Genomic DNA, 25,869 nt, shown 5'->3' on the forward strand with positions numbered 1-25,869 from the left:
GTATCTCAAGGGTGCTTTATTAGTTCCTACGGGCGGAAGACCTTAACCCCTGAGACTTTGGAGAAATCAATGTCTGTTAGCATGCGCGATATGCTGGAAGCCGGCGTACACTTCGGCCACCAAACCCGTTACTGGAACCCGAAAATGGGCAAATACATTTTCGGCGCTCGCAACAAGATTCATATTATTAACCTCGAAAAAACATTGCCAATGTTTGAAGATGCACTGAAATTCGTGCGTCAATTGTCAGCAAACAAAGGTAACGTGTTGTTCGTTGGTACTAAACGCGCTGCTCGCGAAATCATCGCTGAAGAAGCTACTCGCGCAAATTCACCATTCGTTGATCACCGCTGGTTGGGTGGTATGCTGACTAACTACAAAACAGTTAAGCAGTCGATCAAACGCATGAACGACATGAAAGCGGTTCTGGAAAATGCTGAAGGCACTGGCTACGGCAAGAAAGAATTGTTGGACATGAAACGTGAAGTTGAAAAACTCGAGCGTTCATTGGCTGGTATTTCTGAAATGGGTGGCTTGCCAGACGCGATTTTCGTAATCGACACTGGTTACCAAGCTGGTACTATCGTTGAAGCTAAAAAGCTCGGTATCCCTGTAATTGGTGTTGTTGATACTAACAACAACCCAGAAGGTATCGACTACGTTATTCCTGGTAACGATGACTCTGCTCGCGCAATCCGCCTGTACGCTCGTGCAGTTGCTGATGCAGTTCTGGAAGGTCGTAACCAAGCGACTCAAGCTTTGGTTGCTGCAGTTAGCGAAGCTGCTGCTGAGTAATCCAAACGCTGAAGCGAAAACATCTAAAAAGGGGCGTTTAGCCCCTTTTTTGTAACAATCTTCAAATAGACTGATTTCCTTATTTGGGAGAAATTCATGGCTGCAATTACAGCAAAAATGGTCAGCGAACTGCGCGAAATGACTGGCTTGGGTATGATGGAGTGCAAAAAAGCACTGGTTGAAGCTGATGGCGACATCAAAAAAGCTGAAGAAGCGCTGCGCATCAAATCTGGCGCTAAAGCGTCTAAAATGGCTGGCCGTACTGCTGCAGAAGGTGTTGTTAAGGCCTTTATCGCTGAAGACAAAAAAACTGGTGCGATCATCGAAGTTAACTGCGAAACTGACTTTGTAGGTAAAGATGAAAACTTCGGCGCATTCGTTACTGCTTGTGCTAAAGCAGTTGTAGTTGGCAACCCAGCAAACGTTGAAGAGTTGGCTGCGGTAGTTACTGATTCTGGCGAAACAGTTGAAGACTTGCGTAAAGCTATCGTGGCTAAATTGGGCGAGAACATGACTTTGCGTCGTTTTGTTCGCTATTCAACTGAAGGCCAATTGGCTGCGTACATCCACGGTGCCAAAGTAGGTGTATTGGTTGACCTGGTTGGTGGTGACGAGCAATTGGGTAAAGACATTGCGATGCATATCGCAGCTGCTAAGCCAAAAGCATTGGATGCTTCAGGTGTTGATGCTGAAGCGATTGAAACTGAACGTCGTGTAGCCATTGAGCGTGCTAAGGAAGCTGGCAAGCCAGAAGCAATGTTGGAAAAAATCGCTGAAGGTACTGTTCAGAAATTCCTGAAAGACGTGACTTTGTTGTCACAGCCTTTTGTGAAGGACGACAAAGTAACAATCGAGCAATTGTTGAAAAACAATTCTGCTAAAGTTAATGCATTCGCTACATTTGTTGTTGGCGAAGGTATTGAGAAGAAAGTTGTTGATTACGCCGCTGAAGTAGCTGCTGCTGCACAACTATAAGTCTTGTATTAGACTAAGAAACGCCGCGCCTACAGGTGCGGCGTTTCTACGACTACGATCTACCAGAACGCCCGAGAAATCATATAAGGAATCCTTATGAGCCTGCCAAAAAAATATAACCGTATTCTGTTAAAACTCTCTGGCGAAGCATTGATGGGAGATGATAGTTACGGTATTAATCGTGCAACGATTGATCGTATCGTACAAGAAATTAAAGAAGTAGTTGATTTGGGTGTGCAGGTTGCCGTTGTGATTGGTGGTGGCAATATTTTCCGTGGTGTAGCACCTGCTGCATCAGGTATGGATCGCGCAACAGCTGATTATATGGGCATGTTGGCCACCGTAATGAATGCCTTGGCACTGCAAGATGCAATGCGCCATGCTGGTATTGTTTCACGCGTGCAGTCTGCTTTAACTATTCAGCAGGTGGCAGAGCCTTATATTCGCGGCAAAGCAATTCGCTATCTAGAAGAAGGTAAAGTAGTTATTTTTGGCGCGGGTACTGGTAACCCATTCTTTACCACCGATACTGCTGCTGCGTTGCGCGGTATGGAAGTAGGGGCTGATATTGTTTTGAAGGCCACTAAGGTTGATGGTGTATACACCGATGATCCGAAAAAGAATCCAGACGCAGTTCGCTACCAAACGGTTACGTTTGATGAAGCGATTGGTCGCAATCTGAAGGTGATGGATGCAACCGCGTTTGCATTGTGCCGTGATCAAAAAATGAATATTTGTGTGCTGAGCATCTTCAAATCAGGTGCTTTAAAGCGCGTGGTGCTTGGGGAAGACGAGGGTACACTGGTACACTGCTAAGATTGTATCGAACTCATCTCGACGGGCGGGTATAATCCCGCCTGTTTTTTTATTACGTGCTGCTTAGTGCAGGCAGCGTTAATGCTGAAGTGTTGTAGAGGTTATTGAAAATGATCGCTGATATCAAAAAATCAACCGAAGAAAAAATGGCAAAAACTGCCGAAAAATTAAAAACAGACTTGGCAAAAATTCGTACTGGCCGTGCGCATACTGGTTTGCTCGATCACGTGCAAGTAGAGTACTACGGTAGCTTGGTGCCAGTGAATCAAGTAGCAAATATTACATTGATTGATTCCCGTACGATTGGGGCGCAACCATACGAAAAAAATATGGTTGCTAAGGTTGAGAAAGCGATTCGTGATTGCGATTTGGGTCTTAATCCCGCCGCGCAAGGTGATTTGATTCGTGTGCCTATGCCTATGCTGACCGAAGAGCGCCGTAAAGACCTGATTAAGGTTGTGCGCGGTGAAACTGAGGATGCACGAGTTGCAGTCCGTAACGTTCGTCGTGATGCGAATGACCAACTCAAGCGTGCGGTTAAAGATAAAGAGATCTCTGAAGATGATGAGCGTCGTGGTACAGATGAGATCCAAAAACTGACCGATAAATACATTGCTGATTTGGATCGCCAATTGGCTGAGAAAGAAAAAGAATTGCTGACGGTATAAGAGAAAGGCGGTAAGCGTGGCTTTGTTTAATCGCGAAAGCGAGCAGGATATCGATTTAACCCAAGGAAAAATGCCGCAGCATATTGCCATTATTATGGATGGCAATGGTCGTTGGGCAAAAAAACGAATGATGCCACGCATCTACGGCCACAAGAAAGGCGTGGATGCGTTACGCGAGGTTATTCGGGCTTGTGATGAGCTAAAGATTGGCTATTTAACAGTTTTTGCATTTTCTAGTGAAAATTGGCGCCGCCCTGCTGATGAAGTCACGTTCTTAATGGGTTTGTTTTTACAGGTTTTGCACAGCGAAGTTGAGCGCATGATGCGTAACAATATTCGTTTGAAAATTATCGGTGATCGCAGCAAGTTTTCGTCTGAATTGGTGGCCTTAATCGCTTCAGCTGAAGCACAAACTTCGGCAAACACTGGCTTATGTCTCACCATTGCTGCAGATTATGGCGGTCATTGGGATATCTTGACTGCCACGCAACAAATGCTGAAAGCGAATCCAGCATTAGCTGCGGGGTTTAGCGAGACAGATCTTCAGCCCTATTTGTCGATGTCTTATGCCCCAGATCCAGATCTGTTTATTCGGACGGGTGGAGAGCAAAGGATTAGTAATTTCTTGCTCTGGCAATTGGCCTACACCGAGCTTTATTTTACTGATTTAGCATGGCCTGAATTTGGGCGGGCACAATTACGGGAATCAATTGCCTCATTCCAGCAGCGAGAGCGACGCTTTGGCCGTATTAGTGAGCAGCTAAGCGAATAGTTATGTTAAAAACTCGAATTATCACTGCTTCAGTCCTTCTACCTGTTGTCTTAGCTGCATTGTTTCTTTTGCCTGCAAATTTATGGGTTTTGTTTTGTGCCGCTCTGTTGGGGTTTGCGGGCTGGGAATGGCAGCGCCTTTCAGGTATGTCGGGTTGGTTAGCCAAGAGCTACCCAATTATTGTGCCCGCAGCATTTTTGGCTTCTTGGTATGGCTTGCCGCTTGAATTTCGCGTGGGCCTGATTTTCGCGGCAGCTTTTTTTTGGGTTGTGGGTGTTCCAATTTGGTTGCGAGCTAAGTGGGTATTGAGTCGCGCAGGTAATCTAAATGCTTTACTTGGCTTAGCTTTGTTAGTACCTGGCGCGATGGCAATGGTGATTTTGCATCCAGATGGAACATTTTTGTTGTGCATTCTGATGATTGCATGGGTGGCTGATACCTTTGCCTATTTCACAGGAAAAGCATTTGGCAAAAATAAACTAGCACCTAGCATTAGTCCTGGTAAGAGCTGGGAAGGCGTTTATGGTGGTGCACTGGCCGTTGTAATTTACATTCAATTGTTGCCTAAGCCGATTGTTTTATTTCAAAACACTGCTTTTTCATCACCACTTGGGCAGGCATTTATCTGGCTAGTGATCGGTTTGCTCTTGACCGCTGTTAGCGTTATGGGTGATTTACTCGAGTCCTTGTTCAAACGGCAAATCAACATGAAGGACAGTAGTAATTTATTGCCTGGGCACGGTGGTGTGCTAGACCGAATCGATAGTTTGTTGGCGATTTTGCCTGTGAGTGCGGCGATTTATTTGTCGCACCTGCTTTAAATGGCTTTATTAGTAGGCGCTTTATGCAGCTTGAAAAACGCGTAATGAGTATTTTAGGAGCGACTGGTAGCATTGGTCAGAGCACTTTAGATGTGGCTGCCCGCCATCCAGAGCGATACGAAGTTTTTGCCGTGTCTGGTGCCTCACAAGTTGAAAAATTGTTAGCCATCGCAGCGCAATTTGAACCGCGTTACATTGTTTTGCTTGAAGAGTCGAAAGCCCAATGGTTGCGCGATGCGCTAAATCAAAAAGCGCTTAATTGTGAAGTGTTGGTTGGAGAGCAAGCGCTAATCGACATTGCCGTTGCTCCCGAAGTCGATACTGTGATGGCGGCGATTGTGGGGGCGGCTGGCATGCCTGCAACATTGGCTGCGGCGAAGGCTGGAAAGCGTGTTTTGCTTGCTAATAAAGAAACCCTTGTGCTCGCAGGGCAATTGTTCATGGATGCCGTAAAGCATTCTGGCGCACAGCTGTTGCCGATAGATAGTGAACACAATGCAATTTTCCAATCATTACCCGTTCAATTTCGTGAGCATCCTTATCAAAGCTCTTTTGAGCAAGCTGGTATTGAAAAGCTGCTGCTAACTGCGTCAGGTGGCCCATTTAGAACGCGTGCGCTGGATGACCTGGCATCGATTACTCCTGCTGAAGCTGTTAAGCATCCTAACTGGTCAATGGGCCGGAAAATCTCTGTTGACTCTGCAAGTCTGATGAATAAAGGGCTGGAAGTTATTGAAGCGCATTGGCTGTTTAATGCCCCAATTGATCTAATTGATGTTGTCGTTCATCCACAAAGCGTCATTCATTCCATGGTGCAATATCGTGATGGATCAGTTATCGCACAGTTAGGTTCGCCTGATATGCGAACGCCAATTGCCTATGGAATGGCTTATCCTGAGCGTATTCAAGCTGGGGTTAAGCCATTGGATTTATTTAGTATCGCTCGCCTTGATTTCGAAGCGCCTGACTTGGTGCGCTTTCCATGTTTGGCGTTAGCTTACAAGGCAATTCGACAGGGCGGTGTAGCACCTGCGGTGCTTAATGCAGCCAATGAAGTAGCAGTGGATAGCTTCTTGAATGGGAAAATCAAATTCACGCAAATTCCTGAATTAATTGAGTCCTGTCTATCGGTTCAGTACGATTTATCTGCATTAAACCTCGAAGAATTGTTGCTGGCTGATTCGCAGGCTCGAGCGTATGCAAATTCGCAAGTGGCAAATTGGTCGGTAGGTGTTGCATGTTAACCATAATTGCCTTTTTTTTTGCAATTGGTCTGCTGGTATTTGTTCATGAGTATGGACATTACTGGGTTGCAAAGCGATGCGGGGTGGGGGTATTAACTTTTTCAATTGGCTTTGGTAAGCCAATCTATCAGTGGCAGCGTGGTGAAACGACTTGGCAGATTGCAATGATACCTTTGGGTGGTTTCGTACGCATGATGGACGAAACGGAAGCTCCCATTGCGGATAGTGCGAAGCAAAAGGCATTTAACAATAAGCACCCTTTACAAAAAATAGCGGTTGTTCTGGCTGGACCCTTGGCAAACTTACTATTTGCTGTAGTGGCGGTTTCGATTTGCTATCTTGTGGGTGTTAAAACGCTCAAAGCGGAAATCGCCACGGTACAGCCAGCTAGTATCGCTTATAAAGCGGGGGTAGTCGCTGGTGATCAGGTAATTTCCGTTGGTGGTAGGCCGATTGATAGTTGGGATCAGTTGCAGGTTGAATTATTTGATTATGCGGGTGCGCAGACTGTTGCGCTTGAACTAAGGAATAAAACGGGTAATACCCGAAGTGTCGAGTTGCCGCTCGGGGCTGTTTCTGCTGATAAATTTGATCAGCACCTTTTAAGTCGTTTGGGGCTCTCTCCGTTTTATAGCAGGACGATACTTGCTGCTGTTCAAACAGGTGGCGCTGCTGCAAAAGCAGGTTTGCAAGTGGGCGATACCATCGTCGCAGTCAACCAGTTGCCGGTTAAAACGTGGGCTGAAATACAGGCCGCTGTATTAGCCAGCAATGGTCGTTCTATTTCAATAGAAGTAGAGCGTAAAGGTCAGATGCAACAGTTTAATGTTACGCCGATTGTTGAGCTGGTTGATGGTGTTCAAGTGCCAAGACTAGGCATAGCTCCAGAGGCAGATCGCTTTAAAAATCAAGCTCAGCAATTGACGATCGAGTTATCTCCTGTGGCCGCGGTCCAAATGGGTGTGAAAAAAACCTATCAAATGGCTGTGCTCACCTTACGAATGTTTGGCAAAATGCTGATCGGTGTTTTATCGCCCAAGCAGGTCAGTGGACCAATCGGGATTGCTGAATACGCAGGGCAGAGTGCTTCACTGGGGTGGTTAGCATATCTACAGTTCTTAGCGCTCATTAGTATTAGCCTTGGTGTGCTTAATCTGCTGCCAGTGCCAATTTTGGATGGCGGTCATTTGCTGTATCATAGCTACGAATTGTTGACTGGTAAGCTTGTTCCAGCATCAGTCACCGAGTGGTTGCAAAAAATAGGTCTTACTCTCTTGCTCATGCTGATGGCGCTGGCTTTATTTAATGATACAAGCCGACTGTTGCTGGGTTAACTACACACTTCTAAATTGCCGATAAAAATGAAATTTAAGCCTATGTACCTGCTGCTCAGCGCGGCACTTGCAAGTCTAAGCATCAACGCTTTGGCTTTTGATTCATTCACCGTGCGCGACATTCGCGTGGAAGGTTTGCAGCGTACTGATGCAGGTACTGTGTTTAACTACTTAGGCGTTAAAGTTGGGGAGCAGTTTGACGACGCCAAAGCGAGTCAAGCGATACGTAACTTGTTCGCGACGGGTTTTTTTGATGATGTACGGATTGAGGCTGATAAAGATGTCCTTGTAGTCACTGTGGATGAGCGGCCAACGGTGTCACAAATCAATATTAATGGCTCAAAACTAATTGAAAAAGAACAAATTAAAACGGCTTTAAAGGCTCAGAATCTTGCAGAAAGCCAAATTTTTCAGCAAGAAATTCTCGATTCTGCAATCAATGAACTGAAGCAGCAATACTATTCACGTGGTCGCTATTCCGTTGATATTAAAACAACGGTGACTAAACTCGACCGAAATCGTGTGGGTATCCAGATTGACATATCTGAAGGTGACGTTGCACAAATTAAGAGTGTCAACTTTGTTGGTAATACTGTGTTTAGCGATAGCGAATTAGCTTCGCAAATGGCACTAACTACGACTAATTGGATGACTTGGTATACAAAGTCAGATCAATACTCTAAGCAAAAATTTGCAGCCGATCTTGAGGCGATTAAGTCTTTATATTTAGATAGTGGTTATATCAAGTTTTCTATTGAATCAACCGCTGTGGCTCTTTCAGAAGATAAAAGCGAGATATATTTAACGATTAATGTGCGTGAGGGTGATCAATATAAGGTCGCCGGAGTTGATTTGGCAACCACCTTACCCGAGTTTAAAGACTCACTTCTTGCGTTATCAATGGTTAAGGCTGGAGATGTTTACTCCAGAGAAACGGTAAACAAATCATTAACTGCAATCTCGAATTTACTAGGTGAGCAAGGTTATGCGTTTGCAAACGTAAATCCTGTGCCTGAGATTGATGAAGAAAAAAAACAAGTTTCTATTAATTTCATGGTAGATCCTGGTAAAAAAACCAGCGTACGTCGAATTAATATTTATGGGAATAATTTAACCCGCGACGAAGTGGTTCGACGTGAATTACGTCAGATGGAGTCTGCGGAGTATGATTTATCTAAAATTAAACGCTCAAAAGAGCGCTTACAGCAGCTTGGATATTTCTCTGAGGTTAATATTGAAACGCCAATTGTTCCTGATGCCTTAGATCAAGTTGATATGAATGTATCAGTTGTCGAGCAGAAAACCGGTAACTTCAACTTTGGTGTCGGTTATGGGCAAGGTGAGGGCGCTTTATTTCAGGCGTCGATTTCTCAAGCCAACTTCTTAGGCACGGGTAAGCGATTTACAGCCGAATTGAACACGAGTTCTGCCTCTAAAACCTATGCTTTATCCATGCGGAATCCATATGCAACTCCTGATGGAGTTTCTTTTGGATGGAGCTTGTATATGAGAACTACTGATCCTGGTGAGATGGAGCTTGGTGACTATTCAACAGATACGAAGGGTTTGAATTTTAACTTTGGCATGCCAACAAGCGATTACAATAGTATTGGCTGGGGCTTGAACTATGAAAACTTAAAGTTAATTACTTATCCAGCCTCACCATCGTACGTTGTTGATCATGTTGCAAAATATGGTGACACTTCCGACACTTTCTCACTAACTGCCAATTGGTCCGCGGATGATCGTGATTCATCTACCTTTCCAACAAAGGGTTGGTATAAAAAATTAAATGCAGAAGTTGCCGTTCCGCCATCTGACATTACTTTTTATAAGCTTTCTGCCCAAAGTCAGTTTTTTTATTCATTTAGAGAGAAGTCGCCGATTACGTTTGCTTGGAACGTAGAGCTTGGCTATGGAGATGGCTATTCTGCAGATGAAATGCCATTTTACAAGCACTATTATGCCGGTGGTGTCAATTCGGTGCGTGGCTATAAATCGGGCTCGCTTGGGCCAAAAGATGAGAATGGCGATGCAATGGGCGGGACGACGCGTTTTGTAAATAACTTTGAGCTCTATATGCCTTTGCCAGGTATGAAAGACGATAAATCGATGCGCCTCAGTGTATTTGCAGATGCAGGTAATATTTGGGGAACAGGTGAAACACCTGATTTTTCATCATTACGCTATTCAGCGGGCGTTGGTTTTACGTGGATTTCTCCGATTGGGCCATTAAAAATTGTTTGGGCCAAACCATTTAATAACCAAGATGGGGATAAGACTGAAAGTGTTCAATTCCAATTGGGACAGGTGTTCTGATCGTGGGGCATTTTATGAAACTTAAATATATTCTTTCTCTCGCTTTGCTAGCTTTACTAATCTCGAATGTGGCGAAAGCGGATACAAAAATTGGTTTTGTTGATACTCAGCGAATTTTACGTGAGGCGGGACCTGCAGTTCGTGCAGCGAAAAAATTAGAAAAAGAGTTTGAGCCTAGAAGGATAGAGTTGCAAAAAATTTCTGTGCAAGGCAAAGCATTGCAGCAATTGCTCGATAAGGGGTCTTTATCAGAAGCAGATAGAAGAGTGAAAGAGCGTGAGCTACTGAAGTTAAATCAAGATTTTCAGCGAATGCAACGAGAGATTAATGAAGATTTAAATTCTCGCAGAAATGAAGAGTTGTCAGGTTTACAAGAAAGAGTAAATTCAGCCATTCGAAATATTGCAGATCAAGAGAAGTTAGATGTTGTTTTACAGGATGCAGTGTATAGAAATCCTAAGTTAGACATTACAGATAAGGTGTTGCGTCAATTGGTGGATCGATAATGAATACAAAAGGTGTTTATCTATCCGCTCTTGCAGAGATGTTTGATGCAAAGCTGCTGGGGCGGGACCTTATAATTGACGGTGTGGCCTCGCTTCTAGGAGCTACACCAGGAAAATTGGTTTTTATTAGTAATTCTAAGTTTGCTGCAGAATTAGAGCATAGCAAGGCTTTGGCTGTTATCGTTAAAAGCACGGATGATTTACCACAGAATCGTTCCTATCTATTAACGAGTGACCCTAATTTGCTATTTGCTAGGGTAGCAAATTACTTTAATCCTAGGGTTCAATCCACCCAGTCAATTCATCCTTCGGCAACAATTGCCGCGGATGTTAATGTGCCTGCTACCGTTGAAATTGGACCAAACGTTGTCGTTGAGTCTGGTGTTCAAATAGGTGAGTTTAGCCAGCTGAAAGCAGGTGTTTTTATTGGTAAAAATTCAATAATTGGTACTGGCTCAATACTTATGCCAAGAGTCACTATTTATGCTGATTCGATTATTGGCAGTCGATGTGTAATCCACTCAGGTACGGTAGTCGGATCCGATGGGTTTGGTAATGCGTGGGCAGGTGATCATTGGGAGCGGATTCCGCAAATCGGGCGGGTTGTGATTGGCGATGATGTTGAAATTGGAGCCAACACTACTATTGACCGCGGTGCATTAGATGATACGGTAATTGAGTCAGGTGTCCGATTGGATAATTTAATTCAAATTGCCCATAACGTAAAAATTGGAAAAAATACGGCGATTGCGGCGTGTACAGGTATTGCCGGTTCCGCTGAAATTGGCAGTAACTGCTTAATTGGTGGTGGGGTGCTTATTGCGGGCCATTTGAAGGTTGCTGATAGGGTAACTATTTTGGCGGGTAGTGGTGTGCCATCAGGAATCGCGGAAAGTGGGGTTTATGCTTCTGGCGTACCTGTGGTTCCCCATGGAACTTGGCTAAAAAATATGGTCCATTTTAGGAAGCTGGATGAGTTAGCGAAAAAGCTCAAAGGCTTAGAAAAATTAATTACAAGTAAACAAGTGAATCAAGGAGAGTAAGCGTGACGCCAATTGATATCGTAGGCATTATGGAACATTTACCACATCGTTATCCTTTTTTATTGGTAGATCGAGTACTTGAATTAGAGGCTGGTAAGTCGGTAAAAGCAATTAAAAATGTCACAATGAATGAGCCTTTTTTTCAAGGGCATTTTCCCGGATACCCAGTAATGCCTGGTGTCTTGATTTTGGAGGCATTAGCTCAAGCTGCTGGCGTACTTACATTCAAAAGCATACAGCCTCCACCATCTAAAAATACAATTCTTTTTTATGCGGGCATTGATAATGCTCGATTTAAACGACAAGTCGTGCCGGGCGATCAGTTAATTTTGACTGCTGAAATCACCGCATCTAAACGTGGCATTTGGAAATATACTGCAAAGGCATTTGTAGGTGATGAGTTAGCTTGTGAAGCTGATTTAATGTGTGCGCAGCGTGAAGTTTAACTGAGGTTGATATGCCCAAAATCCATCCCTCTGCACTAGTTGATCCTGCCGCATCGATTGCTGACGATGTGATTGTCGGGCCTTTTTCAATTATTGGCCCAAATGTAGCTATCGGATCCGGCTCAATAATTGATTCGCATTCCGTTATTTCCGGCTATACGCAAATTGGAGAAGGTAACCGTTTTTATTCATACTGTGCTATAGGGTGTGATCCTCAAGATAAAAAGTACGCTGACGAGCCGACTAAACTTGTGATCGGCGATAGGAATACTTTTTTCCAAAATGTCACAATTTCAACCGGAACAACACAGGATCAAGGTATCACACGTGTTGGCTCTGATAATTGGATTATGGCCTACGCGCACATAGCCCATGATTGTACTCTTGGCAATAATGTAATTATGGCCAACGGTTGCACCTTGGCAGGGCATGTTACGGTTGGAGATTTTGCGATTTTAGGTGGTTTAACAGCTGTTCATCAATTTTGTACTATTGGTGAGCATACCATGGCTGGTGGTGGGTCAATTATCGTCCAAGATTTACCACCATTCGTTATGTGCGAGGGTAATCGTGCCATTGCTCGAGGTTTTAATTCCGAGGGGATGAAACGTCGCGGTTTTACAGAGCAGGGCATCCGAGCAGTTAAAACGGCTTACCGACTGTTGTATAGAACTGGTTTATCTTACGAAGATGCTGTAGCGCAAATCAGTGCATTGGCTGAAAACGAAACTTCACTTGAACCTTTTGTGCGTTTCTTTACGCTATCAAAACGTGGGATTGTCCGCTAATTCTAATGTCTGAATTTGATTTCAAACCTCAAGCCTGGCCTAAAATAGCGATAGTGGCGGGGGAAGCATCCGGTGATGTTTTGGGTGCATCTCTAATCGTTGAGTTAAAAAAACTATACCCATCAGCAGATTTCGTGGGTGTGGCTGGCCCCAAAATGTTAACTGCGGGGGCGAAAACTATTGAACCAATGGAGACCCTATCGGTAGGGGGGGTTGTTGAGGTAGTAAAACATTTGCCTGAACTATTACGCCTCAGAAAACGCTTAATTAATAGTTGTCAGCTTAGTAAACCTGATCTTTTCATTGGAATTGATGCGCCTGATTTCAATATTGGCTTAGCTCAGAAGATTAAAAGATTAGGCGTGCCAACGGTTCATTATGTAAGCCCCTCCATCTGGGCTTGGCGACCAGAACGAATCAATAAAATCAAAGCTGCAGTCAATCACGTTCTATTATTGCTGCCTTTTGAAAAAGAAATTTTCGACAATGCGGGTGTTCCTGCTACTTTTGTTGGCCATCCTCTTGCGGATCAAATGCCACTAAAAGTAGAACAAGCTAGCTATCGTGAAATTTTAAATATTGCGAAGGGTGTGAATGCCTTAGCTATTTTGCCTGGCAGTAGGCAGCGTGAAGTGCTGGCGCTTGCACCATTATTCATCGAAACGGCAAAAAAACTGGCTGAAAAGTATCCAGATTTAGTATTTCTTGTGCCATTTATTACACGTGAAACACGATTGCTCTTCGAGCGAGAGCTCTGGCGTCAACAAGCTGAAAACCTCAATTGGCGTTTAATGTTTGGGCATTCGCATGAAGCAATGTCTGCGGCTGATGTGGTGTTGTTGGCATCAGGTACAGCCGCTCTTGAATCAATGTTGGCTAAAAAACCAACCGTTGTTGCTTATCGTGTTTCCGAACTTACCTATAAAATAGTTAAACGTAAATATCTACTGCCTTATGTTAGTTTGCCTAATATCATCAGTAAGCAGTTTTTAATGCCCGAGTTTTTGCAGCACGATGCAAGTGCAGAGAATTTGGTTTTAGCGATCAGCAATTATTTGGATGATAAGCCCTTACAGCAGTCAATTGCCGCAAAATTTGCTGATTTACATGCGGTAATGCGTTGCTCCGCAGGCCAGCGTGCTGCCCAAGCTATCTATTCCATGCTCTCAAAAGGATAAACTAGTGAGGATTTGTGGGGTAGATGAAGCAGGAAGAGGCCCACTTGCTGGATCAGTTTTTGCAGCAGCTGTTATTTTACCTCAAGGATGGGAGTGCGCAGGTCTAACTGATTCGAAGAAGCTAAGTGCAAAAAAGAGAGCGCAGTTGGACGCAGTGATCAAGGCAGAAGCAATAAGTTGGTCGATTGCTAGTGCTTCTGTAGATGAAATTGATAGTCTGAATATTTTGCAAGCCACAATGTTGGCGATGAAACGCGCTATTGAAAGTCTTTGTGTTCCCGCTGAATTTGCAATTATTGATGGCAATCGTATTCCTAACATTGCAATACCTGCAAAGGCGATCGTGAAGGGTGATTTAACCGAAATATCCATATCAGCGGCCTCTATTCTTGCAAAAGTAGCAAAAGATGCAGAGTCTGATATGTTGGATCAACTTTATCCTGACTATGGATTTTCAATGCACAAGGGCTACGGAACTGCACTGCATTTAGAAAAATTAAAACTTCATGGTGCAACAGCATGTCATCGTTGTTCATTTGCACCAGTTCGTGCAACATTAATACAAAGTGAACTGTTTTGAGATGATTTTGGTTGTGAGTCGATTTGTCTGTCACTAAGATGACTATGCGATAGTACTATTAGCAAACCTTTATAACTAGTAATAGGGTACGGACTAATGTTCGTTTTACTTGGCTACGTTTTTATGTGTGCCTGTATTTTAGGGGCATATGCATGGCATGGAGGGCATCTTGGTGTTCTTTGGCAGCCATCTGAGATTGTGATCATCTTCGGTGGTGCAATCGGCGGTATGATTGCCGCACAAGGTGGCAAAGGTATGAAGGCATTTGCCAAAGCCCTTCCTTCTATCTTTAAAGGTTCTGCGTATACTAAGCCGTTCTATATGGATTTGTTTGCCTGCTTATTTGAGTTGTTGGCTAAAGTCAGAAAAGAAGGGTTGATGTCAATCGAAGGGGACGTCGAAGATCCTCATGCCAGCCCAATTTTTTCAAAATACCCCAAAATATCTCATGATCACCATGTTACTGAATTTATTTGCGATTATCTTCGCTTGATGGTTGGAGGCAACCTGAATGCGTTTGAGATTGAAAATTTAATGGATGTTGAGATTGATACACACCACCACGAGGCAGAAGGACCTGCTTCAGCAATGGCGAAGCTGGCGGATGGTTTGCCTGCTTTTGGTATTGTTGCTGCAGTAATGGGGGTTGTGCACGTAATGGGTTCTCTTCATTTGCCTCCGTCAGAATTGGGTAAATTGATCGGTGCTGCGCTGGTAGGAACATTCATGGGTATTTGGCTTGCATATGGTTTTGTTGGCCCCCTTGCCCAAGTTCTTGAGACAAAAAATGCAGAGATGCATCAAGTGTTGATAACCATTAAAGTGACTTTATTAGCAAGCCTAAATGGGTATGCACCTCAGGTCGCCGTGGAGTTTGGACGCAAAGCGCTATCCTCAACTGAGCGACCTTCATTTAAAGAGTTGGAAGAATTTGTTAAAAATGCTAAAGGCAAATAAGCCTGAGCATACATTTCGACTGGATTTGCAATGAGTGACGATTCCCAACGCCCCATAGTTGTCAAAAAGATCAAAAAGGGTGGCCACGGTCACCATGGTGGTGCCTGGAAGATCGCATATGCCGATTTTGTTACCGCCATGATGGCCTTTTTCCTATTAATGTGGCTGCTTGGTTCTGTTTCAAAAGGAAATCTGAAAGGGGTGTCCGATTATTTTTCCAATCCAGTAAAAATTGCCAACGCGGGCGGTTCAGGAGCTGGCGAATCTGATACGGTCATTCAAGGCGGTGGTAATGACTTAACAAAGCAAGCTGGACAAGTCAAAAAAGGCGCACCTCCAAGCCAAACTGAAGCCGCTAAAGATAAGCGCAGATTATCTGAGTTAAAACAAAAGTTTGAAGCTTTGATGGACAACAAAATTCGCGAAGATTCAACTTTGGCAAAATATAAAAACCAATTAAAACTTGATATGGTTGCGGAAGGATTGCGAATCCAAATTGTCGATGAGCAAAATCGACCTATGTTTAAATCCGGTAGCTCTGAGCTAGAAACCTTTGCGCATGGTATTTTGCAAGAAATTGCCCAGTTACTGAATGAAGTACCTAATGCTATTTCATTATCAGGTCATACAGATGGTAGTAAATTTGCAGGTGGTGCTGCAGGTTTCACCAACTGGGAATTATCATCTGAACGCGCCAACGCTTCACGTCGTGAACTGATTTTGGGTGGGTTAGAGCCGAGTAAAATATTGCGCGTAAATGGCTTTGGCGATGTAATTCCACTTGATAGTGAAAATATTTATAACCCAATCAATCGACGGATTAGTATTGTTGTCTTAAATAAAGACGCGGAAACTGATATCCGGGAGCAAGCTGGGCAGCAGTTGCAAGAGCAAGAACCTAGTTCACAACCTCCCGATCAAACGCAGTAATCTATATCAATGCTTCAGCAATTTAAACCGTGGCTACGCTTTACTATTACCCAATGTGTCGGTGGAGCTATTTTCTGTGCTTTAGCGTTAAAATTGCCATTGATTTTTAGTTTGTTGTTTAGTGCTTTGTTTTGCTTTGCAGTTGCTAGATTTATCCACCCTGAGCGATGGTGGCCATGGATACATTTTAGCTTTCTACCTGTAGTTTTCCTTGCATTACAATTAGATATTCCCAACTATTACTACTTATTAGCTTTTTTGGTTACTTGGGTTGTATTCGGCCGAGTTGCTCTCTCACGAGTTCCCCTTTTTCTGACTGAAAAAGAGGCGCTCGATATACTTGCTGCAAATATAAAACCGAATTCTAAATTTTTGGATGTTGGCGCTGGTACCGGGCGTGTTTTAAATTATTTGTCACGAGTAAGACCAGATTTGCAGCTGTGTGGCGTTGAGCAGGCATTTTTGCCTTGGGTTTATGGTCGGCTTCTGTTGGATAAAAAAGTTAAATGGATACATGGTGATTACCGCGATATTCATTTTGCAAACTATGATTGTATCTACGCCTACCTTTCACCTGCCGTTATGTCTCAATTGTGGGCTAAAGCTAAATCAGAACTCCCCCCAGGGGCAACTTTAATTAGTAATAGTTTTGAAATTCTTGAGCATAAGCCGAACCTTGAAATTGATCTACATGATTGGAAAACGGGGAAGTTACTGATATGGCAAATGTAGTCAGTGCGCATCAAGAATGGCTTAATAAGCCACTGCCTATTTTGCAGTCATCACGCAATCAGATCATTGCGATGGTTCGGCGCTCAGACAAAATTAAGCCATCCGAGATTGCAGAAGTCGTGCTCCAAGACCCTTTGCTGGCAGCTCAATTGCTTCGAACTGTAAATCATCGCAGCAAAACTAGTCTCTCAACAGAAATTTCTTCGATAGAAAGTGCAATTTTATTAATTGGCGTCGTTCCTTTTTTAGAACGATTTGCTCGGCATACCACTATTGAGAGCTTGCTGCTGCCAGACCTGCAGAAAGAGTATTCTATTCTATTGAAGTGGATCTTTCATGCTCAGACATTGCGCCGTTTAGCCAAAGAGTTTGCAACGCAGCGCTACGATTCAAAAATTGATGTTGTGCAAATTGCCGCTTTGCTGACTCCGTTGGAGCATATGCTGCCTTTATTGGCCAAGGTGCCTTCGTTATCAATGACACCTTCACCTGTGAATTTGCACAAGCTGCTTCAAATTTGGGAGTATCCAGCTACTGTATTGGATTTAGTAGGGGTTATGGTTGAGCCGAGCCCGCGCTACGCTTTGCATAAAGCGTTAATTTCTTTAATGGGTTGTTTAGATAAAGGTTGGTGGCAACCCGATATTACTGCCCATCTACAAACGATCGCTTTGATTTTAGGGCAAGAAGTCGGTGATGTTTGGCGTACAGTGGTCAAATGCCTGGTGAGTTTAAGTCACCGGCTCCCTAGCCAGCATGCTTTTTATACTCCGGCGCGCTGGTTGGTCATGCAGCCTGGTGATTGGCCTAATCCAAATTTATTAGCTGAACAGGCAAATGTGAGTATTAAACCAGTTGAAAAGGATGTATTGATTGAGCGTATGCAGGCCTTGCATCTTGCTGGTGTGCAAGGGGCCGCAACCAATCAAGTGATGGGTTTAGCAATTAAAGCGATCGCGGAAGGTTTGGGGATGAAACGTATCGCATTTACGCTGTTTATGGCTGCAGAAAATAGCCTTCGTTCCCGCTATGTTCAAGGAGCGGATACTGATGCGTTGCGAGTTTTAGTGGTGCCATTAGAAGCCCCTCACTTGTTTACAAGGTTGCTGCAAAAACCGAGCAGTATTTGGCTTAATTCTGGAAATGCCGGTCAGTATCAGCCACTGTTGCCAGCTGAATTTCGCGAGCAAATTCATGCTGAGAGTTTTTGTGCAATGTCGATTTTTGTGGGTGATAAACCACTGGGCATTCTTTATGCAGATGTCGGTGGCGAGGCTCAAGTTTCGGACTATCAGTATCAACACTTCAAGCAAATTAGTACGCTCACAAGCCGTGCTTTAGCGCATAATGCACGCCGCAAATCAGCCATGTGAAGAAAAATGGAATTCATATCTTCAAAGCAAAACGCAATTTTTAAACAAGCATTCAAATTAAGTCAGTCTAGGCGTGATCGGCATAAAACTGGGATGTCGCTCCTTGATGGTGCTCATTTGGTCTGCGCCTGGTTAGATGCTGGAAATGACATTGACGTGGTGATGGTGACGGAAAATGGCCTTGCTAAACCCGAGATTGCAGGTTTGCTATCGCGTTCTAATGCGCGTAAGTTAAAACTGAGCGATGAGCTTTTTCAAGAATTAAGTGAATTGCCGAGCGCAACTGGTATCTTGGCGCTCATCAAAACCCCTCGGCCTTCTGAGTTAAAAACTGCTGGGTTTTGTTTACTGCTTGATGGAGTGCAAGACCCAGGTAATGTGGGTGCTATTTTGCGCACCGCACACGCAGCAGGGGTTGAACAAGTTTGGCTGTCGGCGCAATGTGCCGATATTTGGTCCCCAAAAGTGCTTCGTGCAGGAATGGGGGCTCAGATGGTTTTGCCATGCTTTGAAAATGTGGATCTACCAGCTCAACTTAAGCAGTTTTCTGGGCAGGTGATGGTGACTTTGCTTGATGAAGAGGCGTGCGATCTTTATGCTGCAGATCTACGGGGTGATGTTGCAGTGGTTGTCGGCTCAGAGGGGCAGGGGGTTTCAAGTGAGGTAGCCGCTTTGGCAACTCTAAAGGTGTATATTCCCATGCAGGTGGGGATTGAGTCGTTGAATGTGGGGCATGCCGCAGCAATTAGTCTTTACGAAAAACTGCGGCAAAATCGTACTACTTAGGGGTATTGCTATTTAGTCCCTGATTGTCCATATCTGACGGGCAATACCTTGTTTTAGGCTAAGTGTCCGTCACGCATGTGCAGTACCCGCTGGCATCGACTTGCTAAACTGGCATCATGGGTGACGATTAAGAAACCCGTGCCTAGGTCTTGTGCTAATTCAATCATTAAGTCAAAAACGGCGCTAGCATTACTCTGGTCGAGGTTGCCAGTCGGTTCGTCAGCCAATACACAGTTGGGCTGAGTAACCAGCGCGCGGGCAATTGCCGCTCGTTGTCGCTCCCCGCCCGATAACTCCCCTGGCTTATGTTCACTGCGATGCCCTAAGCCGACTCGATCAAGCATTTGGCACGCTTGCAGTAGGGCGATTTTTTTGTCCACGCGGCGAATTAGGAGTGGCATCGCAACATTTTCTGCCGCAGTAAATTCAGGTAGTAAATGGTGAAATTGGTAAACAAACCCAAGATGCTGATTGCGTAATTGTCCGCGCTCACTGTCTTTAAGGGTGAATGGATCCTTGCCCATCAAATTAACAGAGCCAGAGCTAGGGTGATCAAGAGTTCCTAGGCAATGAAGTAATGTAGATTTGCCGGAGCCAGATGCCCCGACCAATGCCACAATTTCACTTCGGCTTAGTGTGAAGTCGACGGCATGTAAAACCGGGGTTTCAATTTTTCCCGAGAAATAACTTTTCGAGAGTTTGTTGGCGGATAAGATAATGTCTGAATTCATATTGGCCTGTTATTCGTAGCGCAGCGCTTCCGCTGGATTAACACGCGAAGCGCGCCAGCTAGGATAAAGTGTCGCCAATAGGGCGAGCAATAGAGAAATGCCACCAATGCTTGCAACGTCGCTTGGTATTACCTTGCTTGGCAATTCAGTGATCAAATACACATCGGCCGACAAAATTTGGCTACCAATTACACGCTCAATAAAAGGAACAATAGTACTGATATTGAGTGCAACAAGTACGCCGCCAACCACGCCACTTACAGTGCCAATTACTCCCGACATTGCGCCTTGAACGAGGAAGATCTTCATGATTGATGCGGGCGATGCGCCCAAGGTTCTTAAAATCGCAATGTCGGCCTGTTTGTCGGTGACCACCATAACTAGAGTTGAAACTAAGTTAAAAGCAGCCACTGCGACGATTAAGGTCAGGATGATAAACATCATCCGCTTTTCAATTTCAACGGCTCTAAAATAGGTTGGATTTTCTTGGCTCCAGTCCGCCACGATCAGCTCAGGTAAGTCGCGATTCATTTCGCGCGCAACTTGACGAGCTTGGAAGAGGTTGTCGAGCTTAACGCGTACGCCTGTAATGGCATCGCCTGTGCGATAGAGTTTTTGAGCGTCGGATAGATGAATGAGTGCTAAGTTGGCGTCATAAGGGTAATAGTCAGCTTTGAAAATACCAACGACCGTAAATTGCCGTAATCGAGGGATTAAGCCCGCTGGCGTGACTTGACCCTGTGGTGTAATCAGGGTGACTTTATCACCCAGTGTTACCCCTAAATCTTGAGCCAAATTCCATCCCAGTACCACAGAAAAGTCTCCTGCGCGTAAATCATTAGCGGTGCCGACAATCATTTTTTCGGTCACTTCACTTACTTTCCGCTCTTCTGTTGGTTCTATGCCACGAACTAATACACCTTTAACTTGACTGCCATTGGTAAAGAGACCCTGACCTAATACGTAGGGGGCAGTTCCTTTTACGTGTGGATTTTGGCTGGCTGTGCGTGCTGCCGATTGCCAGTCGCTTAAAGCGTTGTTGGGGCTGGAAATCGTAATGTGTGAGGCCATGCCTAAGATGCGGTTACGCACTTCTTCTTGGAACCCGTTCATAACGGATAGCACGATAATTAGTGCTGCAACTCCGAGGGCAATGCCAACTATCGAAATGAGGGAAATAAAGGAAATGAAGCCGTTCGTGCGCTTAGCTCGGGTATAGCGTAAGCCAATCAGAAGTTCGTACATTTTCGCTGCCAATATCAGAGTGCCATCAGTTTATCACAGGCTCTACCTTTCAAAGATGTCAGCTCATGATTTCTTATCGTTAACGTGTACTTTGTGACTGTGTCGATTTTGCTGCACCAAAATAAGCAATTACCTGTATTTAAGTATTTGCTACTTGACTTATTGATGGGCGAGATTTAATTTTCAAACAATCGTTTGAAATTGATCTGGATCAACTACAAGATCTGGGTGCTGGAGTGGATGATGGACGCAGGAAAAAATCTCGATACCTCTACCCGAATTCTGAATGCGGCTGAGTTGTTATTTATTGAGCATGGTTTTGATGGCACATCAATGCGTCAAATTACTGGTGCAGCCGAAGTGAATATTGCGGCGGTCAACTACTATTTTGGTTCCAAAGATGGTTTGTTTCAAGCGGTGTTTGAGCGTCGTGCTGAACCCTTTGTACGGCTATCACTCAGTAAACTCAGTGAATTGGAAGCAAGTGGGCAGGCCAACAATCCGACCGAAATTGTGCAATCCTTTCTCTCTGCCGCACTGGAGATGGGGAGCAATCCTGAATTTGGCGGTTTGATTTTTGTCCGGCTTTTGGCGCGCAGTTATGTTGAACCGCATGCGGTGCTAAAGGAAAAAATTCCGCAACGCTATGGTGAATTGACACGGCGTTATCAAGCGGCCTTAGAGCGTGCGCTGCCAAACCTGAGTGGCAGCGAAGTAGCGTGGCGCTTTCATTTTATGACCAGCGCCATTTTCAATGCTTTTGCCGGAAATCATGTATTGCGTTTGTTCACCGAGCAACCCATGGTCAATGCTCGTGATCCCCAGCGTGTTGCACAAATGTTGCTACCCTTTATCTCTGCTGGGCTAACCAGCCCAGCCGCTGCACAAAACTAGGAGCTATCATGACCATCTTATTTTGTATTGCTGCTGTGGTCTTTTTTCTAGGTGCTTTGGCCTACTTCAGTGCGCCATTATGGCTAAGTTCAATCATGGTAATTGCCGCTGTGAATTATGCTGTCTTTGTGCAAGGTGCACCAATGGCTTGGTTTGTCGCCGCTGTTGCTATTGCCATCATTTTGAATTTGAAATTACTGCGTCAAATCATCCTTACTGGTCCTTTGTTTGGTGTGTTTCGCAAAATTACACCGCCGATGTCGCAAACCGAGCAAGAGGCGATTGACGCTGGAACGGTGTGGTGGGATCGAGAGCTATTTAGCGGTAAACCTGATTTCTCGCAATTATTGAACTATCCAGAGCCTAAATTGAGCGCTGAGGAAGAGGCATTTATTAATGGCCCCACTGAAACCTTATGCCAGATGCTCAATGATTGGGAAATCACGCAAAATCAAAAAGACCTGAGCCCTGAGGTGTGGCAATACATCAAAGAGCAAGGCTTTTTGGGCATGATTATTAAAAAGGAATACGGCGGCAAACAGTTTTCCAATTACGCTCATGCTCGCGTGGTGACGAAAATCGCCACACGCTCAAGTAGTGCGGCGGTAACAGTGATGGTGCCTAACTCACTCGGACCTGGTGAGTTGCTTCAACACTATGGGACTGAAGCGCAAAAGAATTACTACCTTCCACGCTTAGCAAAAGGCGAGGAAATTCCATGTTTTGCCTTGACTAGCCCTGAGGCTGGCTCAGATGCGGGCGGCATACCAGACTACGGTATTGTTACACGTGGCAGCTACACTGACCCCCGTACAGGTATACGGCATGAAAATGTGCTTGGTATTCGCCTAACCTGGGAAAAACGCTATATCACCCTTGGCCCCGTTGCGACGATTTTGGGCATGGCGTTCAAGCTGTACGATCCAGATCATCTGATCGGCACTAAGGACGATGTGGGCATTACTTGTGCGTTGATCCCAACTAATCACGATGGCGTTCATATTGGTCGTCGCCACTATCCGGGTACCGCCACATTCCAAAATGGCCCGAATTGGGGTAAAGACGTGTTTATTCCGATGGATTGGGTGATCGGTGGGCAAGATTATGTAGGTCAAGGCTGGAAAATGTTGGTTGAGTGCCTGTCGGTAGGGCGCTGTATTTCGCTGCCCGCAATGTCGGTTGCGTCAGGTAAGTTGGCTGCATATACCACCGGCGCTTATGCACGAATTCGTAGCCAATTTGGTCTATCAATCGGCCGTTTCGAAGGCGTTGATGAAGCCTTGGGCCGGATCGGTGGTTACACCTACCAAATGGATGCGGCACAACGCCTAGCGTTGACAGCGCTCGATATGGGTGAAAAACCATCGGTGCTGTCCGGTATTTTGAAATACCACAATACCGAGCGCATGCGTAAAACCATTAACGATGCGATGGATGTTCATGCTGGTAAAGCCGTATGTATCGGTCCGCGTAACTATCTGGCATTGGGTTACCAAGCAATACCTGTGGCGATCACGGTGGAAGGTGCGAATATTTTAACGCGCAGCATGATTATCTTTGGACAAGGTGCGATTCGCTGCCACCCATTTGTACTGAAAGAATTGCGCGCGGCGATGAGCAAAGATTTGGCAGCATTTGATGATGCGGTGATCGGTCACATCGGGTTTGCGATCTCGAATGCTGTGCGCTCATTTTGGCTGGGTTTGACTGGTGCGCGCTTGGTATCGGCGCCGAAAGACGGACCAACTGCGCAAAATTATCGTGACATTGTTCGACTCTCTAGCGCATTCGCTTTCCTGGCTGATTTAGGGATGAGCACCTTGGGTGGCAGCTTGAAGTTTAAAGAAAAGCTGTCTGCTCGTTTGGGTGATATGTTGTCCAATTTGTATTTGGCCACTGCGGCGTTGAAGAAATTTCACGACGATGGCGAGCCCAAAGAAGACCGTCCATTTGTGCGTTGGGCGGTAGAAACGGCGCTTTATGATTGCCAAGAAGCGATGAATGGCTTTTTGGCCAATCACCCCAATCGTTTTATTGCCTGGGTGGCGCGTCGCATTGTGTTTCCGTGCGGCATGAGTATCAAAGCACCAGCTGATCGGGTTGGCACTCGAATTGCTCGTAGCCTGATGGAACCGTCGACTGCTCGTGATCGTTTGGTCAAATACATGTATCGCCCAAATGACGAAAGCGACTCAATTGGTGTACTTGAATATGCGCTGAAAGCCGTGATGGAAACCGAAGGTTTGGAAAGCAAATTACGCCGCGCGCAACGTGAAGGGCACTTAAAACAATTAACGGCCAGTGCCCGCTTGGATGAAGCTTTGGCGGCAGGCTTAATCACTGCTGATGAACATGCTGCGGTAACGCGTGCTCGCCGCTTGAAACGTGAGGTGATTATGGTCGATGATTTTGATGCACATTTGGCCAACCCTGATCCTAATGCGATCCACCGTACTGTTGTTTAAACCTATTGTTATTAAAAAGGGGCAGGCAAAGATTTGCCCCGCTGTTGAACTGCCTCTTGGAGAAACGATCATGACTCAAAGTGCTTTTATCCTTAAAACTACTGTTCGCTCATTAAAACTAATCGGTGTGATGGGCGCCTTGCTCGGTTCAGGCTCTGTACTGGCCTCGGGTTACCACTTTGGTACTCAAAGTGCCAGTAACCAAGGTGTTGCAAACTCGGGTGCTGCTGAAGTCATGGATGCATCGACGATTTTTTATAACCCAGCGGGTTTGAGCCGTTTGGATGGTACCCAAGTATCGGGTGTTTTGAATGTCATCATTCCCGATGGCGAGTACAGCAATATCAAAACCACCACTGCTACGGGTAAAGCTACAGGCGGTGGTAACGGTGGCAATTTTGGCGTGACTACCGCGGTGCCGCATGCGTATTTAAGCCATCAAATTAACGATCAGCTGACCGTAGGTGTTGGTATGTTTGTGCCATTTGGCTCGCACACGTCTTACGATGAAGGTTGGGTGGGACGCTATCAAACATTAGACAGTCAAATTAAGACGCTGAATTTGAATCCTTCAATTTCATATAAATTCAACGACACGGTCTCAGTCGGGGTGGGTGTTAGTGCCCAGTATATTCATGGCACTCTGAGTAAAGCGCTGGACTTGGGTTTGGCTGTAAACCCCGCGTTGTCGGGTAATGCAGCCTATGACGGTAAATCAGAAGTTGAAGGTGACGATATTGGTTATGGCTTTAACTTGGGGGCGCTGTTTAATCTGAGTGACTCTACGCGTGTTGGCGTGGCCTATCGTTCCGCGATTAAACATACCTTGGAAGGTGATTTGAAATTCACCGTGCCTGCACGGTTACAGCCAACACCGATTGGTGCTTCGCTGAAAAATACTTCAGCCTCTTTGTATGTTGAAACGCCAGAATCATTCTCAATTAATGCGTTCCACCAAATTAACCCAGAGTGGGCTGTGACGGCAGATTACACTTGGACTGGCCATTCTCGCTTTGATGAAATTCGCATCAAAGCCAATGGTCGCGCCGATTCAGTGACGGTGACCAATTGGAGTGATACTAGCCGCTACTCGGTCGGCGCAACGTATTCGCCAAATCAAACCTGGTCTCTACGTGCAGGCTTGGCGTACGATCAATCTCCAGAATCGAACGAAGCAGAGCGCATTGCCAGTATTCCAGATAGTGATCGCATCTGGTATGCATTGGGTGGACGTTACAACTTCGACCAAAATAACTCGATCGATTTAGCCGCAATTTATGTGCAGCTGAAAGACTCAACGATCAATCGCAAGCCTTTGGATGCCAGCGAGCGCTCGGCTGGCAGCATTAATGGCAATTACAGCGTCAGCTCAATCACTTTGGGCGCGCAATACAATCACCGCTTCTAAACCCTTGTGAAGCATCGCGGCAGGGCGCGTGACGCCCTGCATCTGTAAACCTCAATCGAGGCC

The 25,869-nt window shown here is 45.2% G+C and carries 25 protein-coding genes; 23 read left to right on the forward strand and 2 right to left on the reverse strand.

All coding sequences use genetic code 11. From position 1 onward, the window contains the following. Positions 1-69 precede the first annotated feature (69 nt). The 20 genes from rpsB to NT239_00535 all read left to right on the forward strand — a co-directional run bounded on the left by rpsB (position 70) and on the right by NT239_00535 (position 19,063). On the forward strand, positions 70-795 hold the full coding sequence (gene rpsB, locus NT239_00440) for a 30S ribosomal protein S2 (protein ID XGA71344.1): 726 nt from the start codon (positions 70-72) through the stop codon (positions 793-795). Positions 796-891: 96 nt separating this feature from the next. After that, positions 892-1,770: a translation elongation factor Ts gene (tsf, locus tag NT239_00445; GenBank protein XGA71345.1), complete on the forward strand. Its 879-nt coding sequence runs from the start codon at positions 892-894 to the stop codon at positions 1,768-1,770. 96 nt (positions 1,771-1,866) lie between these two features. Then, positions 1,867-2,586: a UMP kinase gene (gene pyrH, locus NT239_00450; protein ID XGA71346.1), complete on the forward strand. Its 720-nt coding sequence runs from the start codon at positions 1,867-1,869 to the stop codon at positions 2,584-2,586. A gap of 110 nt (positions 2,587-2,696) precedes the next feature. Then, positions 2,697-3,254: a ribosome recycling factor gene (gene frr, locus NT239_00455; GenBank protein ID XGA71347.1), complete on the forward strand. Its 558-nt coding sequence runs from the start codon at positions 2,697-2,699 to the stop codon at positions 3,252-3,254. Between the two features lie 16 nt (positions 3,255-3,270). Next, the gene (locus tag NT239_00460; GenBank protein ID XGA71348.1) at positions 3,271-4,026 is read left to right on the forward strand and encodes an isoprenyl transferase; all 756 of its coding nucleotides are present in this window, start codon (positions 3,271-3,273) and stop codon (positions 4,024-4,026) included. A gap of 2 nt (positions 4,027-4,028) precedes the next feature. Further along, positions 4,029-4,847, forward strand: coding sequence for a phosphatidate cytidylyltransferase (locus NT239_00465; GenBank protein XGA71349.1), 819 nt, complete (start codon positions 4,029-4,031; stop codon positions 4,845-4,847). A 44-nt stretch (positions 4,848-4,891) separates the two neighbouring features. Continuing rightward, positions 4,892-6,091, forward strand: coding sequence for a 1-deoxy-D-xylulose-5-phosphate reductoisomerase (gene ispC, locus NT239_00470; GenBank protein XGA71350.1), 1,200 nt, complete (start codon positions 4,892-4,894; stop codon positions 6,089-6,091). Then, a complete protein-coding gene (gene rseP / locus NT239_00475; protein XGA71351.1) occupies positions 6,085-7,425 on the forward strand; it encodes an RIP metalloprotease RseP in 1,341 nt (446 codons plus the stop codon). Before ispC ends, rseP begins: the two co-directional genes overlap by 7 nt. Before the next feature lie 27 nt (positions 7,426-7,452). Beyond that, positions 7,453-9,744 (forward strand): outer membrane protein assembly factor BamA, encoded by a 2,292-nt coding sequence (bamA, locus tag NT239_00480; GenBank protein ID XGA71352.1) that lies wholly within the window; start codon positions 7,453-7,455, stop codon positions 9,742-9,744. Between the two features lie 14 nt (positions 9,745-9,758). Beyond that, on the forward strand, positions 9,759-10,250 hold the full coding sequence (locus tag NT239_00485) for an OmpH family outer membrane protein (GenBank protein XGA71353.1): 492 nt from the start codon (positions 9,759-9,761) through the stop codon (positions 10,248-10,250). After that, positions 10,250-11,293 carry a UDP-3-O-(3-hydroxymyristoyl)glucosamine N-acyltransferase gene (gene lpxD / locus NT239_00490; GenBank protein ID XGA71354.1) on the forward strand — a complete coding sequence of 348 codons (1,044 nt, stop codon included), beginning with the start codon at positions 10,250-10,252 and terminating at the stop codon, positions 11,291-11,293. Before NT239_00485 ends, lpxD begins: the two co-directional genes overlap by 1 nt. Positions 11,294-11,304: 11 nt before the next feature. Beyond that, positions 11,305-11,739 carry a 3-hydroxyacyl-ACP dehydratase FabZ gene (gene fabZ / locus NT239_00495; GenBank protein ID XGA72831.1) on the forward strand — a complete coding sequence of 145 codons (435 nt, stop codon included), beginning with the start codon at positions 11,305-11,307 and terminating at the stop codon, positions 11,737-11,739. An 11-nt stretch (positions 11,740-11,750) separates the two neighbouring features. Further along, the gene (lpxA, locus tag NT239_00500; protein XGA71355.1) at positions 11,751-12,527 is read left to right on the forward strand and encodes an acyl-ACP--UDP-N-acetylglucosamine O-acyltransferase; all 777 of its coding nucleotides are present in this window, start codon (positions 11,751-11,753) and stop codon (positions 12,525-12,527) included. Between the two features lie 5 nt (positions 12,528-12,532). Next, complete coding sequence (gene lpxB, locus NT239_00505; protein XGA71356.1) at positions 12,533-13,705, forward strand: lipid-A-disaccharide synthase; 1,173 nt, start codon at positions 12,533-12,535, stop codon at positions 13,703-13,705. 4 nt (positions 13,706-13,709) lie between these two features. Then, entirely contained in the window at positions 13,710-14,285 is a 576-nt protein-coding gene (rnhB, locus tag NT239_00510) for a ribonuclease HII (protein ID XGA72832.1), read from the forward strand. A 96-nt stretch (positions 14,286-14,381) separates the two neighbouring features. Continuing rightward, on the forward strand, positions 14,382-15,242 hold the full coding sequence (gene motA / locus NT239_00515; protein ID XGA71357.1) for a flagellar motor stator protein MotA: 861 nt from the start codon (positions 14,382-14,384) through the stop codon (positions 15,240-15,242). 30 nt (positions 15,243-15,272) lie between these two features. Continuing rightward, positions 15,273-16,172: a flagellar motor protein MotB gene (gene motB / locus NT239_00520; protein XGA71358.1), complete on the forward strand. Its 900-nt coding sequence runs from the start codon at positions 15,273-15,275 to the stop codon at positions 16,170-16,172. Between the two features lie 9 nt (positions 16,173-16,181). Beyond that, positions 16,182-16,904 (forward strand): class I SAM-dependent methyltransferase, encoded by a 723-nt coding sequence (locus tag NT239_00525; protein ID XGA71359.1) that lies wholly within the window; start codon positions 16,182-16,184, stop codon positions 16,902-16,904. Beyond that, positions 16,868-18,277, forward strand: coding sequence for an HDOD domain-containing protein (locus NT239_00530; GenBank protein ID XGA71360.1), 1,410 nt, complete (start codon positions 16,868-16,870; stop codon positions 18,275-18,277). Before NT239_00525 ends, NT239_00530 begins: the two co-directional genes overlap by 37 nt. A 93-nt stretch (positions 18,278-18,370) precedes the next feature. Then, positions 18,371-19,063 (forward strand): RNA methyltransferase, encoded by a 693-nt coding sequence (locus NT239_00535; GenBank protein XGA71361.1) that lies wholly within the window; start codon positions 18,371-18,373, stop codon positions 19,061-19,063. Between the two features lie 53 nt (positions 19,064-19,116). Here NT239_00535 and lolD read toward each other — a convergent pair whose 3' ends face one another. Further along, positions 19,117-19,794 carry a lipoprotein-releasing ABC transporter ATP-binding protein LolD gene (gene lolD / locus NT239_00540; protein XGA71362.1) on the reverse strand — a complete coding sequence of 226 codons (678 nt, stop codon included), beginning with the start codon at positions 19,792-19,794 and terminating at the stop codon, positions 19,117-19,119. A 9-nt stretch (positions 19,795-19,803) separates the two neighbouring features. After that, positions 19,804-21,039 (reverse strand): lipoprotein-releasing ABC transporter permease subunit, encoded by a 1,236-nt coding sequence (locus tag NT239_00545; GenBank protein ID XGA71363.1) that lies wholly within the window; start codon positions 21,037-21,039, stop codon positions 19,804-19,806. A 195-nt stretch (positions 21,040-21,234) separates the two neighbouring features. Here NT239_00545 and NT239_00550 point away from each other — a divergent pair, with 195 nt between their 5' ends. The 3 genes from NT239_00550 to NT239_00560 all read left to right on the forward strand — a co-directional run bounded on the left by NT239_00550 (position 21,235) and on the right by NT239_00560 (position 25,806). Beyond that, positions 21,235-21,933 (forward strand): TetR family transcriptional regulator, encoded by a 699-nt coding sequence (locus NT239_00550; protein ID XGA71364.1) that lies wholly within the window; start codon positions 21,235-21,237, stop codon positions 21,931-21,933. 8 nt (positions 21,934-21,941) lie between these two features. Further along, the gene (locus tag NT239_00555; GenBank protein ID XGA71365.1) at positions 21,942-24,398 is read left to right on the forward strand and encodes an acyl-CoA dehydrogenase; all 2,457 of its coding nucleotides are present in this window, start codon (positions 21,942-21,944) and stop codon (positions 24,396-24,398) included. A gap of 70 nt (positions 24,399-24,468) precedes the next feature. After that, positions 24,469-25,806, forward strand: a complete 1,338-nt coding sequence (locus NT239_00560; protein ID XGA71366.1) for an OmpP1/FadL family transporter — start codon at positions 24,469-24,471, stop codon at positions 25,804-25,806. The last annotated feature ends 63 nt before the right edge of the window (positions 25,807-25,869 follow it).

Source organism: Chitinibacter sp. SCUT-21 (assembly GCA_041874755.1).
Lineage (GTDB): Bacteria > Pseudomonadota > Gammaproteobacteria > Burkholderiales > Chitinibacteraceae > Chitinibacter.

Bases quoted from the DNA above. Each gene is read 5' to 3' on its own strand.
- motA (XGA71357.1), top strand. From the start codon at position 14,382: ATGTTCGTTTTACTTGGCTACGTTTTTATGTGTGCCTGTATTTTAGGG.
- NT239_00555 (XGA71365.1), top strand. From the start codon at position 21,942: ATGACCATCTTATTTTGTATTGCTGCTGTGGTCTTTTTTCTAGGTGCT.
- motB (XGA71358.1), top strand. From the start codon at position 15,273: ATGAGTGACGATTCCCAACGCCCCATAGTTGTCAAAAAGATCAAAAAG.
- rseP (XGA71351.1), top strand. From the start codon at position 6,085: ATGTTAACCATAATTGCCTTTTTTTTTGCAATTGGTCTGCTGGTATTT.
- ispC (XGA71350.1), top strand. From the start codon at position 4,892: ATGAGTATTTTAGGAGCGACTGGTAGCATTGGTCAGAGCACTTTAGAT.
- lpxA (XGA71355.1), top strand. From the start codon at position 11,751: ATGCCCAAAATCCATCCCTCTGCACTAGTTGATCCTGCCGCATCGATT.
- NT239_00465 (XGA71349.1), top strand. From the start codon at position 4,029: ATGTTAAAAACTCGAATTATCACTGCTTCAGTCCTTCTACCTGTTGTC.
- rpsB (XGA71344.1), top strand. From the start codon at position 70: ATGTCTGTTAGCATGCGCGATATGCTGGAAGCCGGCGTACACTTCGGC.
- lpxB (XGA71356.1), top strand. From the start codon at position 12,533: ATGTCTGAATTTGATTTCAAACCTCAAGCCTGGCCTAAAATAGCGATA.
- NT239_00485 (XGA71353.1), top strand. From the start codon at position 9,759: ATGAAACTTAAATATATTCTTTCTCTCGCTTTGCTAGCTTTACTAATC.
- lolD (XGA71362.1), bottom strand. From the start codon at position 19,794: ATGAATTCAGACATTATCTTATCCGCCAACAAACTCTCGAAAAGTTAT.
- pyrH (XGA71346.1), top strand. From the start codon at position 1,867: ATGAGCCTGCCAAAAAAATATAACCGTATTCTGTTAAAACTCTCTGGC.
- frr (XGA71347.1), top strand. From the start codon at position 2,697: ATGATCGCTGATATCAAAAAATCAACCGAAGAAAAAATGGCAAAAACT.
- NT239_00560 (XGA71366.1), top strand. From the start codon at position 24,469: ATGACTCAAAGTGCTTTTATCCTTAAAACTACTGTTCGCTCATTAAAA.
- lpxD (XGA71354.1), top strand. From the start codon at position 10,250: ATGAATACAAAAGGTGTTTATCTATCCGCTCTTGCAGAGATGTTTGAT.
- tsf (XGA71345.1), top strand. From the start codon at position 892: ATGGCTGCAATTACAGCAAAAATGGTCAGCGAACTGCGCGAAATGACT.
- bamA (XGA71352.1), top strand. From the start codon at position 7,453: ATGAAATTTAAGCCTATGTACCTGCTGCTCAGCGCGGCACTTGCAAGT.
- NT239_00525 (XGA71359.1), top strand. From the start codon at position 16,182: ATGCTTCAGCAATTTAAACCGTGGCTACGCTTTACTATTACCCAATGT.
- NT239_00535 (XGA71361.1), top strand. From the start codon at position 18,371: ATGTCGCTCCTTGATGGTGCTCATTTGGTCTGCGCCTGGTTAGATGCT.
- NT239_00545 (XGA71363.1), bottom strand. From the start codon at position 21,039: ATGTACGAACTTCTGATTGGCTTACGCTATACCCGAGCTAAGCGCACG.